The following is a 14,831-nucleotide window of genomic DNA, read 5'->3' on the forward strand; positions in this document are numbered from 1 at the left end:
TATTTGGAAATACTGTCTATAGGTGAAAAGATAAAAAGGGCTAGAATATTCAAAGGCATTACATTAAAAGAACTATGTGAAAATAAAATATCAATAGCGAAGATGAGTTGCATAGAAAATGGAAAAATTAAAGCAGATAAAGAATTATTAAAATTTATATCAGAAAAGATTGAAATTGATTTAGACTATTTGGTAGAAGATGTTTACGAGCAGATATTGAATAATCTAAAGATGATTAAAAAAAATATTTCATGTGATAAAGAGTCTGAGAATAAGTTAAAAGATAATTTGAGTTACGCACTTAAGTATAAATACTATGATTTAGCTTTCGAATTGATACACATCTTATTTTCTTATTATGTGGAAGAGAATAAGGCTGAAAATATCCAATTGATAGTTTCTCAGTATTATGACCTCTACCAAAGAAATAATAATGAAGAAAATACAGTTATATATTTTAAAGATATGGCTAGGTATCTTTCTCAGAATGGAGAATACATAGAAGCTATTTCTTACTATAGTAAGTTAAGAGAAATGTTCCAACAAAAAAAGGATGGCTTTGATGGTATAGAATATTGTTTAGTAGGTTATAATGAGGCGTTATGTTATCAGAATATAAGAAAATCAGAAGAAGCTTATAGTATATTATCAGAAATCATAGGTTATGTTGAGAATCTTAAAACTGATGAAAGTAAAGGTAAAATATATCATATCTATGCAGCTGTATGTATTAAACTAAATAAGGATAGTGTTGATGAATATAAAAATAAAGCTTTTGAATATCAAAAGTATAATCCTATTTCGTTAGCGTTATCACATGGAAACTATGGAAAATATTATTTTGAAATAGGAGAGAAAGATAAAGCAATTGCAGAAATACAAGAAGGAATAAAAATATTTCCTACAGATAATATAGAAAAAAACGTAGAATTTTTAAATTATTGCACTAAAATACTTATCGATAATTTAGAATATGAAATATCTTATAAAATTACAGAGGAAGCATTAAATTTAGCAATTATTACAGATAATATAAAACTAATTGAAAAGTCATATTACTTAAAAGGAGTAATTCTCCAAAGAATGAATAGATATGCCGAAGCGGAGAAATATATGAATTTATCATTAGATTCTTTGTTCAAATTTGGAACGAGAGATGAAAGGAAAAATAGATATATAGATATGGGCAAGTTGTATTATGAGCTTGGATCTACAGCAGATTCATTAAAGTATTTTAATTTAGCTTTAGCTGTAGATAAGAAAATATAATATTTTTTGACATCCGAAGATAAAAAGGTAGGAGGACGCTTTATTATAAAGAATCCTCCTACCTTTTTGTTGTAAAATAGCTAATAAATTATATAGATACATGGTAACTATATATAAAACTTATTCAACTTTTAGGAAATAATCTAACAAATCTTCGATGTTAATTACACCCACAATTCTTTCGTCTTCAACCACAGGCATAGCAATGATATCATTTTCTCTCAAACGCTTTGAAACTGCAATTATCTCTTCATCAGGTTGCGCGAGTATTACTGATTTAGACATAACCCATTCAACAGGGCAACTAACATAGTGACCTGGATGTACCATAAATCTATATATGTCGGCTTTAACTACCATTCCGACAAGTTTCTCTTTGTTATCTACTACTGGCATACCATTAACATTTAGTTTGTCCATTAAATCTAAAGCTTGATTTATAGTATCGTTTACATTTATGGTATGAAAATTTGGTTTTATAATAGAACTTATTTTCATTATTATCACCTCTTTTAAAAATTTAGTATTCCTAAATCATTAATTAATATATGACTAGATATGTATGTAGATAATTATAATTTCATTGTACTACAAAACAATGAAATTTAAAATAAATCTTTATACTAATAAAATATATAAAAACCTTCAAACAAACTTTGACTTTCTTTGACCTATGTATTATTATATAAGTAAAGAGAAATTATTTAGGTAGAGAACAAAAAATATTAAAAATTAAAAAATTAATATAGAAATTTAGGAGGATTAAGTATGAATATTGATAAAATGACACTAAGAGTACAACAAGCATTAAATGATGCAAATGTTACAGCAGTTAAGTTCAATCACCAGCAAATAGATATAATCCATCTTTTTGCAGCGCTTATTCATCAAGAAGATGGGTTAGTACCTAATATTCTTACTAAGATGGGTATACAAGTAAAAAACTTAAAAGATGCTGTGAACAAAGAATTAGAGTCAATGCCAAAAGTTTTAGGTGAAGGTATTGGAAATGTATATATTACAAGAAAAGTAGAAGAAGTATTGATTAAAGCTGAGGAAATTTCAAAGCAATTTGAAGATTCGTATGTTAGTGTTGAACATTTAATGATTGCTATTATAGATGTAAATAATAATAATCAAGTTTCTAAGATATTGAAACAATACAATATAACTAGAGATACGTTTTTAAAAGTACTTTCTGAGATTAGGGGAAGTCAAAGAGTTGAAACTCAAGATCCGGAAGGAACATATGATGCCTTGGCTAAGTATGGAACTAATTTAGTTGAACTTGCTAAAAAGCATAAACTTGATCCTGTTATTGGAAGAGATGAAGAAATAAGAAGAACTATAAGAATTCTATCCAGAAGAACAAAGAATAATCCAGTATTAATAGGTGAACCAGGTGTTGGTAAGACAGCAATAATTGAAGGTTTAGCGGAGAGAATAGTTAGAGGAGATGTTCCGGAAGGGTTAAAAGATAAAATTATTTTTGCATTAGATATGGGATCATTAATTGCTGGAGCTAAGTATAGAGGTGAATTTGAAGAAAGGCTAAAAGCTGTGCTGAAAGAAGTTCAAAGCAGCGAGGGTAGAATATTATTATTCATAGATGAAATTCACACTATAGTTGGAGCGGGTAAAACTGATGGAGCAATGGATGCCGGAAATTTAATTAAGCCGCTATTAGCAAGAGGAGAACTACATTGTATCGGTGCTACAACATTTGATGAATATAGAAAATATATTGAAAAGGATAAAGCGTTAGAAAGAAGATTTCAGCCAGTAATTATAGATGAACCGACTGTTGATGACACTATAGCCATTTTAAGAGGGTTAAAAGAAAGATTTGAAATTCATCATGGTATTAGAATTCACGATTCAGCAATAGTAGCAGCAGCAAAGCTTTCTGATAGATACATTCAGGACAGATATATGCCTGACAAGGCAATTGATTTAATTGATGAAGCAGGTGCTATGATAAGATCAGAAATTGATTCTCTTCCAACTGAACTTGATGTTATAAGAAGAAAAATATTTAAATTAGAAATTGAAAAAGAAGCTTTATCAAAAGAAAAAGATGAAGGATCATTAAATAGACTAGAAGATGTTGAAAAAGAACTTGCAGAATTAAAAGAGAAGAATGATGAAATGACTGCAAAATATACAAAAGAAAAGGAACAGATTATTACAATAAAAACATTGAAAAGTGAGTTGGATGATGCTAGAGGAGAAATCGAGATCGCTCAAAGGAATTTTGACTATAATAGAGTCGCTGAAATTCAATATAGTAAAATTCCAGCATTAGAAGAGGAGATTAAGCAAAAGGAAATTGAGTTAAGAGATAATTATGAAGGTGCTTTGTTAAAAGAGGAAGTAACCGAACAAGAAGTATCTGCAGTACTTTCTAAATGGACAGGAATTCCAGTGACTAACTTACTTGAAGGTGAAAGAGAAAAACTATTAAGGTTAGAAGATGAAATGGCTGCTAGAGTAATAGGACAGGGCGAGGCTATTGAAGCTGTAACAAATGCTATACTTAGAGCAAGGGCAGGACTTAAAGATATCAATAGGCCAATCGGATCATTTATTTTCTTAGGACCTACAGGGGTCGGAAAGACAGAGCTCGCTAAGACACTAGCTAGAAATCTATTTGATTCAGAAGAAAATATAATTCGTATAGATATGTCAGAGTATATGGAGAAACATTCAGTATCTAGATTAGTTGGAGCGCCTCCAGGATATGTAGGATACGATGAAGGAGGACAATTAACAGAAGCAGTAAGGAGAAGCCCATATAGTGTAATTCTATTTGATGAAATTGAAAAGGCACATGAAGATGTCTTTAATATATTTTTGCAAATATTAGATGATGGTAGACTAACTGATAATAAGGGTAAAACGGTAGATTTTAAAAATACAATAATAATTATGACTTCAAACATTGGAAGCGAATATTTATTGGAAAATACTAATGAAGAGAATGTGGATGAAGGAATAAGGGGAAAAGTAATGAGTGTCTTAAAGTCAAGATTTAAACCAGAATTCCTAAATAGAGTTGATGACACTATAATGTTTAAACCATTATCTGAATCTGGGATTAAGAAGATAATAGATATATTCTTAAGAGAGGTAAGCTCAAGATTAAGAGATAAGAACATTGAAATAGAAGTTACCGATGAAGCAAAAACAATAATAGCAAGAGAAGGATATGATGTGGTTTATGGGGCAAGACCATTGAAGAGATATATTCAAAACACACTTGAAAATAGACTTGCTAGAATGATAATAAAGGGTGAGTTAAGTTATGGGTCTAAGGTTATGATTGATGGAAATGACGAAGAAATTACTATAGTGCCTGTTTTATCACCTCTTAAGCAATAACTTACTGTAGTAGTGAAGAAGTATGAGTTTCCTTTTGCATGTGCGTTAATATGTGGATAACACTAGAAAGGTAGTAGACTATTTTGTGCAGTGTTGCATATTCTATAGCAACCGAAACAACATAGTCCACTACCTTTCGGCAAGTTACCCCATAGCTATTTTATGGGAATTTGAACATCTGCGGTCATTCCTGATTTTAATTTACCATCTGAATCATTTATTGATACTTTTATCTTAGTGGCTATATGTTTACTATCAGCAGTTGATTGTTTATCTTTTGGTGTATATTCATGTTTTAATGCAATATAGTTTACTGAGCCGGTTTGATTTCCAGTTGAAGTTACAACATTTAGTGATTGGTTATAAGAGATCTTGTCCAAGTGTTCATCAGGGATATAGCAAAGTACGTACAATTCATTTGATATTGCTATATCAGCAATATCACTACCTACATTAACTACATCACCTAGGGAGAAATTTTTACTTATTACTATACCATCGTTTAATGCGACGATATTATAGTTGTTTAAATTGTTCTGAGCCTGATTTAATTGGGCAACAGCTTGGTCTAAATCAGCCTGTGCTGCATCTATAGCTTGTTTTGTAGAGCCATTTTTAAGTAAGTTCAATTGAGCATTGGCAGCATCATAATTTGCTTGAGCAATGTTGATAGATTCACTAGTGGATCCATCTTTTAAAAGCTTTAGCTGTTGCTGGGCGCTTTCGAGTTTATATTTGGCTGTAGAAAGCTGGTCTGAAGTAGTATCTAGTTTTAGCTTTGCGTCATCTAATGTATTTTTAGGAACTGCATCTTTATCATATAACTGAGAAGTGTTGTTATACTGATTTTTTATATAGTCATAATTTGCTTGAGCTGAATTTACAGAGGTTTCAGAAATTGATACCTCATCTTCAGCTTGTTTTATTTGCTCGCTTCTATTGCCAGCAGTTAAAAGATCTAATTGATACTTGGCAGCCCGAGCTTGTGCTTCGGCTTGCTCTATTTGTTCAGGACGAGTTCCTACTTTTAACTCATCAAGTTTCGCTTTTTTTATATTTACAATGGCTTGCGTTTGATCAACTGTATATTTTTGAGTAACATTATCTATTACAGCAATCACATCGCCTTTTTTCACAACTTCTCCTTGATTTTTTTTCATTTCTACGATTTTACCAGAGACTATACTAGTTGCAGGTACAATATTATTTTGAATATCTCCCTTTAAAGTTAAGGTATCAGAATTTAAAGAACAACCCGTAGTTAGAAATAAGACCGTTAAGCTACACATAAATAATTTTTTCATATGACCACCCTTTACTAATGAATTTATATTATTTTTTTATGTGAATTTATACTGAGCCTATAAGTTTTTGGTTTTATTATTTAGGCAAACTCCATTAATGATATACTGTATTAGATATTCCAATTCGTCATCATTATTTTTTAGTTCAGGGAGTGCGATATTGTGAAGAAAAATATATCCAAATATAGAAGTTGCTATTAGTCTAATAATTGAAATACTTGGTATATCTATAAGATCGCCTTGTTCTTTAAACTTATCAATAATTGATGTGCCTTTTTTGATTACAGGAAAGATTACAGTGCTTAGAATTTTACTTCTAAGCTCAGGATGAAACGGCACCTCTTGAATTATGACCTTTAATATTGGCCCAGTTTCATTAACAAATTTCAGTCTATTTAGCACTATTTTTCTTAAAAATCTCTCAAAAGTTTCATGCTCTTCGTTTAATATCTCGTTAAAATCATTAATAAAAATCTCAAATAAAGATGCTTTAGATAAGGCCGCTGGAATGGCAAATAAAAGATCTTTTTTAGTTTTGTAATACCTAAAAATAGTCCCTTCTGCGACTCCAGCTTTTTTAGCAATTTCACTAGTAGCTGTGGCTTCATATCCTTTTTCAGAAAAAAGTTCTATTGCAGCACTAAGTATATTTATTTGTTTTTCAGTCATATTATGTTCTACATTATTTAGGTTCATAAGTTCTTTTAAAGATTTTTTTTCCATCAATTTAGTTCCCCCTTAATTATGGTTATATTTTTCGATATTTTTTTAGAGCTAATATATTTAAAACCATAAAAAATATACAAATTAATAATAAAATTAAGACATCAAATGAAATATCACTCCAACCTTTTCCACGGATCATAATATTTCTAAGGGCATCAGCTGAATACCACAAAGGCATAAAGTGTCCAAAAGATTGCAGCCAAGTTGACATAGTGCTTAAATCAAAGAGGCCAGAAAAGAATACTTGTGGCACTACAATTATTGGTATAAACTGAATCATTTGAAGTTCATTATTGGCAAAAGCAGATATAAAAGTACCAATGCTAAGAGCTACCATTGCAGTTAATATGGTTACAAGGATTACTAGTGGAAAAGAGCCTATCATCATGATGTTAAGAACATTAATTGAGTACCAGGCGATAAGAGCAGATTGTATTATAGTAAAAACTCCAAATCCAAGAAGATAACCTAAAACAATTTCCCATCTGCGAAGTGGCGTCGATAGTATTCTTTCAAGTGTGCCAGAAGTACGCTCTCCAAGAAATGATACACCTGCCACTAGGAAGACGAAGAAGAATACAAAGAAACCAATTAGTATAGGTCCAAAATTATCAAAACTAGACATATTTTCATAACCATATAGATAGGTTATGTCTGGTTTGGCTGCAATTGATGCTAGCTGCTGAGTTGCATTTTGTACAAGTTTTATAACAGCTTGACTTTTGCTCGGGTCACTACCTTCTAAAGTTATTTTAGGGATTCCATTTTCAAAATTTATTATTGCATCAACTTCTGAAAGGCTAAGGGCATAATAGGCATCATTTTCTGTATATCGAATTATTTTAGCATCATTATCTTCTAATTTATTTACAATGCTAATAGGGGCATTTATTACTCCGATTTTAGGATGATAATTTGATCCATCAAATATAAACGACATTAAAGTCAAAACTAATATTGGCGCTAGAATCATCAATCCAATTGTACGTTTATCATGGGCAAGTTGAAGTAAGATTCTAATTACAATTGCTTTCACCCTCATTTTGATGCACCTCCATAATATAAAAATGCTTCTTCAATAGTACTTGAGTTAGAATTATGCTTGATTTCAGCAGGAGAGCCTACAGCGATTAGTTTACCATCACGAATCATTCCTAAGTTATTGCATTTTTCAACTTCATCCATTACATGAGTAGTGATAATAATAGTAGTACCACTATCTTTTAACTTGTATAGTTCCTCCCAGATAGACCTACGAAGAACGGGATCAATACCAACAGTAGGTTCATCTAATATTAAAATAGGCGGTTCGTGAACAAGCGCAATAGCAAGAGATAATCGACGTTTCATACCACCAGAATATTGTTTTACTTGTTTTTTTAGATGATCCGATAAATTAACAAGATTCATCACTTCAGAAATTCTTTGCTTTAGATCATTTCCTGAAAGTCCATACATTGAAGCAAAAAATTTAATATTTTCCTCAGCAGTAAGCTCCTCATATAATGCATCTGATTGAGCCATGTATCCAATTTTATTCATCAGTGATAACTTAGGCATTTTTTCGTTTAGTAAATAGACAGAACCACTAGTTGCAATATCTATCCCTGCAATCATCTTAACTAAGGTTGATTTTCCAGAACCTGATGGACCAAGTAAACCTAGAATTTGAGAATAGGGTATATCTAAGCTAATATCAAAAAGAACTTGTTTCTTCCCAAAAGATTTATTAACATTTTCGACTTTTATACAATAAGAATCAAGCATACCACTAACTTTATTTTGCATAATCAAATTCCTTTCTAAATATAATAAGTGAGTAATCACTCATTTTGATGATATAAAAAAAATACAAAGCCTTCAATTTGTATGATGATGTATTAATTATTAAGATATTTATATTATTATTATTATAATATTATATTTATATATATTCAATAAATGAATTTATATAACAGTAAATAATTAATATTGACAATATAAAAGAAGTGCATAAGCAAAGGCACTTCTTAAAAAGATAATCTATGTAGATTAATTAAACTTATATTATTATCTCTTATTTCTAATTTTTATCATTGTTATTATTATAGGGATTGAGATCACTGCACTAACTATGGCTTCAGGAATCCCATTTGTAACTCCAATGGTTGCTATCGCAATGCCAGCAGTTTGAGGATTAATTCCAAGAGTAGCTGAGTATCTCTCTAAGTAAAAGACATAAGTTAGTCCTAAAACCCCTATTGTGTTAATCAAGGTAGCACATATTGAAGCTATAGCAATACTTACACTTTGATTTTTAAACCTATTTCTGGTGATAATATACACATAATAGGCTACAATTCCAATTAAAATCCTAGGCACTAATGCAATTATCGGATTCCAAAATATAAATGATGTAGGACCAGGCGCTGTAAAATTTTGATACATTGAAAATAAACCAAAAACTAAGCCAACTAGTGTTCCTACGATAGGGCCCTCTACAATGGCACCTATTATTACAGGTATATGCATTATAGTAGCTCTTACAGGTGGAATAGGTATAAAACCAAGACCTGTTAGTCCTAAAAATATTGAAATTGCAGAAAGCATTCCAACCATTGTTATCTGCCTAACTGAAAATTTTGATTTAACATAATTTTGTTCCATAAAAATACCTCCGTTCTTATTCCTTAATATTATGGATATAATTCGGAAAAATCTATAAAATATATAATTTCCGTTCAGTTTCCAAAGAAATACCGACAAATAGTATTTTATCATTTTAGAAAAAATGTTCAACCTTATTTTCAATATTTTATAAATATATTTTTAGTTAATATTGATTAGTATCATTGAATATATCTTGTTTATCAGGCATTACGACTGCACATGCAATATATCCAATAATGCAGATATAAGAAAATTTTATTGTTAGTAATATAAATAATATTCTAATTAAGGTAACATCACCATTAATATAATCAGAGAATCCTGCTAATACACCAGAAATTTTCTTCCTAGAAACATCCTTATATAACTTCTTTTTTTCAATCATTATGATCACCATCCATAATTTTATTATGTGCTATTTTTAGATTGCTTCGAATAAACACTAGATTCTCAATATCTTATTAGTATTGTTAATATATATTATAAAGAAGAATTTATGGTTTGATAGTGGGTTCAGCGTATCTTTATATAAAAATAAGAAAATCATAAGATGTTAAGCTATAATTAACATGTTTTTGGTAAGTGTAGGCAATTATGAAATACTATTGATTATTTGATTCATCTGTTATATATTATATATAACAGATAGAACGAAAGGGGATTAAATAATGATCTTAAAGTTGGATTTTGACTCAGAAGTTCCGATTTATCTTCAGATAAAGAATCAAATCATAATTGGAATTGCTAATAAAGAATTATCGGAAGGAGATGAGCTGCCATCAGTTAGGGGTTTAGCAGAGGATATTGGAGTTAATATGCATACTGTAAATAAGAGTTATTCATTATTGAAAGATGAAGGATATATAAAAATTGATAGAAGAAAGGGAGCTGTTATATCATTAGACTTTACTTATAGTAAAGAAATATTTAAAGATAAATTAAATGAAGATATGGGAATTTATGTGGCGGAATGTATTAACAGAGGAATATCCCTTGATAAGATAAAAGAAAAAATTGAAAAAATATTTAACGATTATAGGAAGGGTGAATAGGTCATGAATGAACAAATAATATTATTATTTTTAGTACTAATAATTACAATGTTGATATTATGGCAAAGTTATAGAATTAATGATTTTAATGTAGAAGGATTGATTTTTGGAGTAAGAGTTCCTGAAAAGTATAGAAGAGAGAGCAGAGTTATAAGTATTATAAAGAATTATAATAAGAGAGTTCTAACATTAACAGCAATTTGTTTTATATTATTTATATGCGCATTTTATTTTATTCAAAAGGTATATATTATTATAGTTTATTCATATCTATTGGCATTCATAAATTTATATTCATGCTATTTAGCTAATAAGAAACTCAAGATTGTAAAAAAGAATATAGGTTGGGAGAAAAAATCAGAAAATAAAGTGTATGTACAAATTGGGAAAGGCAATACTAGTAGAAATCTTAATTTAATGTTATTTTATGTAGCGGTCGCAATATCTGTATTGGGGTTCTTAATAACAATATCAAGATTATCATCATTACCTAAAATGGTTCCAGTTCATTTTGGTATAAATGGTCCGGATAATTGGGTTGATTCAACAACATTTACTGGTAAACTTCAAGTTGTGATGCTGCCATTAGTATCAATGATATGTGTTTTTAGTATGTTCTTTTCTGCTAAAATTCAAGCCAAAAAAGATAATACTAGATTTAATGGGGGAACACTTAGTTCACTGATATTAAAAAAATCATTTTTAAATAAATCCATGACTCAAATGTTAGGTATTATATCTATCGGAGTCTCACTAATGATTTTGTATGGAGTATTACTTGTTGTAGGAATTATGAAATTTAATGATGTTTCAAATTTTATATTCATTGTTATAACAATAGGTGTAATATTCTTTCCTATGACTTATTTGATTTATAGTACTAAAAAGGCAAATCAGCTAAAATCAGATAGTATTTCTGATGAAAAAGAAATTTATAATGATGATGATATAAATTATATCGGGGGAATATTCTACCACAATCCTAATGATCCAGCTAATATAGTACCAAAAAGAATTGGGTACGGATTAGATTTTAATTACGCACACATACTAGGTAAGGCTGCTTTGTTGATTTTGGTAGCAGTATTGATAGGAATAATTATAATTATGGCTGTATTTAATATATAAATGATTTGAATTGATAAAAGTAAAGTGGTAATATGTAATTATTACTAATTTCAATAATAAAATAGAAGGCTAGGGGTGCCAATTATAATTGGCTGAGAGAAGCTTATTTGCTTTAACTCTTTTAACCTGACGTGGTTAATACCACCGTAGGGAAGCAGTAAATAAAATAAATTTATTTATTAGTCTGATTGGTAAATAAATGTATGAATTTTATGGGACTTACCTTATGGTAAGTCCTTTTTATTTATTTAAATTTTGAAGGGGGATATTAAATTGAGAGTTTTAGTAAATGAAAATGAAATGTTTGTAGATGATAAAATCACAGCTTTTGCAGTTAAAGAAAATGTAAAGAAAGATGCGGACATAATTATTTTGAATGGTTTTCCTATTAAAGAGGATTATGAATTAAAGGAAGGGGATAAAGTTACATTAATTAAACGTGGAGAAATTCCTAAGAAGGAAGAACTTGAGGCATTAATGGTAAGTAGGCACACCCCAAAAGTACATGAAAAAGTAAAAAAAGCAAGAGTAGCAATTGCTGGGCTAGGAGGGCTTGGATCAACAGTGGCGTTAGCACTAGGGAGAATTGGAGTTGGATATCTTAAAATAATTGATTTCGATGTAGTGGAACCAAGTAATTTAAATAGGCAGCAATATTTTATTAAGCATATTGGGATGAAAAAATGTGATGCATTAAAAGACATACTTTCAGAAATAAATCCGTTTATAGAAGTTGAGAATATTGATATTTGTATAAATGATAATAATATTAAGGGATTATTTGAAGATATGGATATTGTAATTGAAGCATTTGATGGGCCTGAAAATAAAGCAATGATAGTAAGGGAAGTTTTACTTCAAACTGAAAAACCAAAGATAATTTCTGCGTCAGGTATGGCTGGATATTATTCAAATAATCTAATAGTAAGTAAAAGAGTTAACTCTAGATTATATATGTGCGGAGATTTTGAGAATGCAGCTAAAATAAATGAAGGATTAATGGCTCCTAGAGTTGGGATAGCAGCTTGCCACGAGGCTAATATGGCACTAAGGCTGATTTTAGATGAGAATGATGTTTAATACAAAGCTAAAAGTAATCGCTTTTAGTAGAGCTTCTTTTAACGATGTATTTGTGAAAATATTTGCAGATACATCAACTTAAATATTTAGTAAATTTGAAAATACGGGGGAAAGTCTGTGATTTTAATGGGAATAACTAATAGAATTCTTTGCGGAGATTTCTATGAACAAATAAATAATATATCAAAATCATCATTAGACTATTTAGTTATCAGAGAAAAAGATCTTGATGAAGAAGGGCTTTTGAAGCTCTCTTTAACTATTAAAGATAAATTAAAAAATACAAATATAAAATTGATTATTAATTCGAACATTAATGTAGCGAGAAAAATTCAAGCAGATGGGGTTCAACTTTCGTTTAAAGATTTTATTAACATTAATGAAAAATTATACACAGAAAGCATTAACGGCGAAAATAGTTTGGTGGATAACTTTAAAGTTGATGGGAATAAATATAAGGTATATAAAATAATAGGCGTTTCAATACATAGTTATGAAGAAGGGATAAAAGCATATGAAATGGGTGCGGATTATGTTATCTATGGGCATGTATTTCAAACTGATTGTAAGAAGTTTCTTGAGCCTAGAGGTGTAAAAGAAATAGAACATCTATCAAAAAAAATATGTATTCCGATAATTGGAATAGGAGGTATTGGAGAAAATAATTATAAGGAAGTAATATGTGCTGGAGCGAAAGGAATTGCTTTAATGTCAAGCTTAATGAAGAGTGAAAATCCTAAGGAATTAATAAGTAATTTCCATAAATAATCATGTTATTTATATTTTATTTCATACTATAAACATTTGAACAAATTATTATGAATAAAGTACTTGTAAATCTTATGTGTTCATTATAAACTCTTTAAAGAAAGATATATTAAGCTGAAATATAGCGAATTTATAGCACTGAGAATAGATGCTATTGAGATAATAAGGAGAAATAGAATAATGAGTACAATTGCAGGAAAAGGTTGCCCTAGAATTATACCAGATGGGGAAAAAAAGACATTACAAGATATAGAACGAAGTATTGTTAAAACTTATAGAAAACATATTTGGACGAAATTCGTTAAGGCTATTAAGGAATATAATTTAATTGAAGAGGGAGATAAAATTGCCGTAGGTATATCAGGTGGAAAAGATAGTATTCTTATGGCGAAATTATTTCAAGAATTGCAGAAACATGGTCAAGTAAAATTTGATGTAGTCTTTTTAGCAATGGATCCCGGATATCATCCCGATATAAAAAGCTTGCTGATAGAAAACTGTGAGTATTTAAATATTCCAATTCATATGTATGATTCAGGTATTTTTGAAGTTGTTGACAAAATGGCTAAAGATTATCCTTGTTATTTGTGTGCAAGAATGAGAAGAGGTTCACTTTATGCTAAGGCTCAAGAGTTTGGTTGCAATAAGCTTGCCTTAGGACATCATTATAATGATGTAATTGAAACAACAATGTTAAATATACTATACGGAGGTAATTTTAAGACTATGTTACCTAAGTTAAAGTCAAAAAACTTTGAGAATCTTGAATTAATAAGACCGATGTACTACATTGAAGAAGATTATATAAAGAAATTTATTAACTATAGTGGAATATGGCCATTGAATTGTGCGTGTATGGTTGCGGCAGAAAAAATAGGAAATAAAAGATATGAAATTAAGGATTTGATTAAAGAATTAAAGAAAAATTTTAGTGGCGTAGAGAAATCTATATTTAAAGCTGCAGAAAATGTTAGCATGGATTCAATACTTGGATGGCAAAAGGGCGATACTAAATATTCTTTTTTAGATTTTTATGGTGAAGAATAATCACTCCTGCTCTAAAAGTATTTATAAACATGGAAATGTATGTTATATTATTATTAACTATATAGGTGAAAAGGAAGATGCGAGATGACAAGTGATTCAATAGGTAACATGGATCCTAATATACTATTAAGTATAATTAATATGAAATTAAGAGACCAATATAGTTCGTTAGATCTTCTTTGTGATGATATGAATTTAGCACGGGAAGATCTTGTAAATAGATTATGTAGTATTGGATATAATTATAATGAAGATATAAATCAATTTAAATAATTTATTATCTATGATATTTATTTAAAGAAGAAGGAGGAAATATGCCATGGACTTGAAAAAAACAGGAAAAGTTGTTACTTTTATGGCAGCAACAGCGGCGTTAATAGTATCATTAGTGAATGATAAAAAGAACAAGAACATAAATGAAGAAAAA

Annotated in this window: 15 protein-coding genes and 1 riboswitch; of the genes, 8 read left to right on the forward strand and 7 right to left on the reverse strand. The window is 29.6% G+C overall.

The features are described from left to right. The first annotated feature begins 3 nt into the window (after positions 1-3). Positions 4-1,269 (forward strand): helix-turn-helix transcriptional regulator, encoded by a 1,266-nt coding sequence (locus D2A34_RS23645; protein WP_079439939.1) that lies wholly within the window; start codon positions 4-6, stop codon positions 1,267-1,269. A gap of 120 nt (positions 1,270-1,389) precedes the next feature. Here the strand turns inward: D2A34_RS23645 and D2A34_RS23650 are convergent, their stop codons facing one another. Further along, entirely contained in the window at positions 1,390-1,767 is a 378-nt protein-coding gene (locus D2A34_RS23650; RefSeq protein WP_079439938.1) for a CBS domain-containing protein, read from the reverse strand. A 270-nt stretch (positions 1,768-2,037) separates the two neighbouring features. On the opposite strand from D2A34_RS23650, the gene clpB reads away from it, so the two are divergent. Beyond that, entirely contained in the window at positions 2,038-4,650 is a 2,613-nt protein-coding gene (gene clpB, locus D2A34_RS23655) for an ATP-dependent chaperone ClpB (RefSeq protein ID WP_119368105.1), read from the forward strand. A gap of 155 nt (positions 4,651-4,805) precedes the next feature. Here the strand turns inward: clpB and D2A34_RS23660 are convergent, their stop codons facing one another. The 6 genes from D2A34_RS23660 to D2A34_RS23685 form a co-directional block, all read right to left on the reverse strand. Then, a complete protein-coding gene (locus D2A34_RS23660) occupies positions 4,806-5,954 on the reverse strand; it encodes an HlyD family secretion protein (protein WP_079442386.1) in 1,149 nt (382 codons plus the stop codon). Between the two features lie 57 nt (positions 5,955-6,011). Continuing rightward, positions 6,012-6,677 carry a TetR/AcrR family transcriptional regulator gene (locus D2A34_RS23665; RefSeq protein ID WP_242966193.1) on the reverse strand — a complete coding sequence of 222 codons (666 nt, stop codon included), beginning with the start codon at positions 6,675-6,677 and terminating at the stop codon, positions 6,012-6,014. 25 nt (positions 6,678-6,702) lie between these two features. Next, positions 6,703-7,722, reverse strand: coding sequence for an ABC transporter permease (locus D2A34_RS23670; protein WP_079442384.1), 1,020 nt, complete (start codon positions 7,720-7,722; stop codon positions 6,703-6,705). Beyond that, complete coding sequence (locus tag D2A34_RS23675) at positions 7,719-8,468, reverse strand: ABC transporter ATP-binding protein (RefSeq protein ID WP_243128389.1); 750 nt, start codon at positions 8,466-8,468, stop codon at positions 7,719-7,721. Before D2A34_RS23675 ends, D2A34_RS23670 begins: the two co-directional genes overlap by 4 nt. 261 nt (positions 8,469-8,729) lie before the next feature. Then, on the reverse strand, positions 8,730-9,326 hold the full coding sequence (locus D2A34_RS23680; RefSeq protein WP_079441669.1) for an ECF transporter S component: 597 nt from the start codon (positions 9,324-9,326) through the stop codon (positions 8,730-8,732). A 166-nt stretch (positions 9,327-9,492) separates the two neighbouring features. Further along, a complete protein-coding gene (locus D2A34_RS23685; RefSeq protein WP_079441670.1) occupies positions 9,493-9,714 on the reverse strand; it encodes a PspC domain-containing protein in 222 nt (73 codons plus the stop codon). Between the two features lie 283 nt (positions 9,715-9,997). Here D2A34_RS23685 and D2A34_RS23690 point away from each other — a divergent pair, with 283 nt between their 5' ends. The 6 genes from D2A34_RS23690 to D2A34_RS23715 all read left to right on the forward strand — a co-directional run bounded on the left by D2A34_RS23690 (position 9,998) and on the right by D2A34_RS23715 (position 14,677). Next, entirely contained in the window at positions 9,998-10,381 is a 384-nt protein-coding gene (locus D2A34_RS23690; protein ID WP_079441671.1) for a GntR family transcriptional regulator, read from the forward strand. A 3-nt stretch (positions 10,382-10,384) separates the two neighbouring features. After that, positions 10,385-11,509, forward strand: a complete 1,125-nt coding sequence (locus tag D2A34_RS23695; protein WP_079441672.1) for a DUF5808 domain-containing protein — start codon at positions 10,385-10,387, stop codon at positions 11,507-11,509. A 61-nt stretch (positions 11,510-11,570) separates the two neighbouring features. Continuing rightward, positions 11,571-11,679, forward strand: a riboswitch (TPP riboswitch). Positions 11,680-11,782: 103 nt separating this feature from the next. After that, a complete protein-coding gene (gene thiF / locus D2A34_RS23700; protein WP_079441673.1) occupies positions 11,783-12,589 on the forward strand; it encodes a sulfur carrier protein ThiS adenylyltransferase ThiF in 807 nt (268 codons plus the stop codon). Positions 12,590-12,715: 126 nt separating this feature from the next. Then, positions 12,716-13,357, forward strand: a complete 642-nt coding sequence (locus tag D2A34_RS23705) for a thiamine phosphate synthase (RefSeq protein WP_242966162.1) — start codon at positions 12,716-12,718, stop codon at positions 13,355-13,357. Between the two features lie 180 nt (positions 13,358-13,537). Continuing rightward, the gene (locus D2A34_RS23710; RefSeq protein WP_079441675.1) at positions 13,538-14,404 is read left to right on the forward strand and encodes a tRNA 2-thiocytidine biosynthesis TtcA family protein; all 867 of its coding nucleotides are present in this window, start codon (positions 13,538-13,540) and stop codon (positions 14,402-14,404) included. Positions 14,405-14,488: 84 nt separating this feature from the next. After that, on the forward strand, positions 14,489-14,677 hold the full coding sequence (locus tag D2A34_RS23715; protein ID WP_079441676.1) for a DUF4250 domain-containing protein: 189 nt from the start codon (positions 14,489-14,491) through the stop codon (positions 14,675-14,677). The last annotated feature ends 154 nt before the right edge of the window (positions 14,678-14,831 follow it).

Source organism: Clostridium chromiireducens, from assembly GCF_003575225.1.
In the GTDB taxonomy this organism is placed as follows: domain Bacteria; phylum Bacillota; class Clostridia; order Clostridiales; family Clostridiaceae; genus Clostridium; species Clostridium chromiireducens.

Coding starts and splice junctions, on each gene's coding strand:
- D2A34_RS23650 (WP_079439938.1), bottom strand. CDS start 1,767: ATGAAAATAAGTTCTATTATAAAACCAAATTTTCATACCATAAATGTA.
- clpB (WP_119368105.1), top strand. CDS start 2,038: ATGAATATTGATAAAATGACACTAAGAGTACAACAAGCATTAAATGAT.
- D2A34_RS23660 (WP_079442386.1), bottom strand. CDS start 5,954: ATGAAAAAATTATTTATGTGTAGCTTAACGGTCTTATTTCTAACTACG.
- D2A34_RS23665 (WP_242966193.1), bottom strand. CDS start 6,677: ATGGAAAAAAAATCTTTAAAAGAACTTATGAACCTAAATAATGTAGAA.
- D2A34_RS23670 (WP_079442384.1), bottom strand. CDS start 7,722: ATGAGGGTGAAAGCAATTGTAATTAGAATCTTACTTCAACTTGCCCAT.
- D2A34_RS23675 (WP_243128389.1), bottom strand. CDS start 8,468: ATGCAAAATAAAGTTAGTGGTATGCTTGATTCTTATTGTATAAAAGTC.
- D2A34_RS23680 (WP_079441669.1), bottom strand. CDS start 9,326: ATGGAACAAAATTATGTTAAATCAAAATTTTCAGTTAGGCAGATAACA.
- D2A34_RS23685 (WP_079441670.1), bottom strand. CDS start 9,714: ATGATTGAAAAAAAGAAGTTATATAAGGATGTTTCTAGGAAGAAAATT.
- D2A34_RS23690 (WP_079441671.1), top strand. CDS start 9,998: ATGATCTTAAAGTTGGATTTTGACTCAGAAGTTCCGATTTATCTTCAG.
- D2A34_RS23695 (WP_079441672.1), top strand. CDS start 10,385: ATGAATGAACAAATAATATTATTATTTTTAGTACTAATAATTACAATG.
- D2A34_RS23705 (WP_242966162.1), top strand. CDS start 12,716: ATGGGAATAACTAATAGAATTCTTTGCGGAGATTTCTATGAACAAATA.
- D2A34_RS23710 (WP_079441675.1), top strand. CDS start 13,538: ATGAGTACAATTGCAGGAAAAGGTTGCCCTAGAATTATACCAGATGGG.
- D2A34_RS23715 (WP_079441676.1), top strand. CDS start 14,489: ATGACAAGTGATTCAATAGGTAACATGGATCCTAATATACTATTAAGT.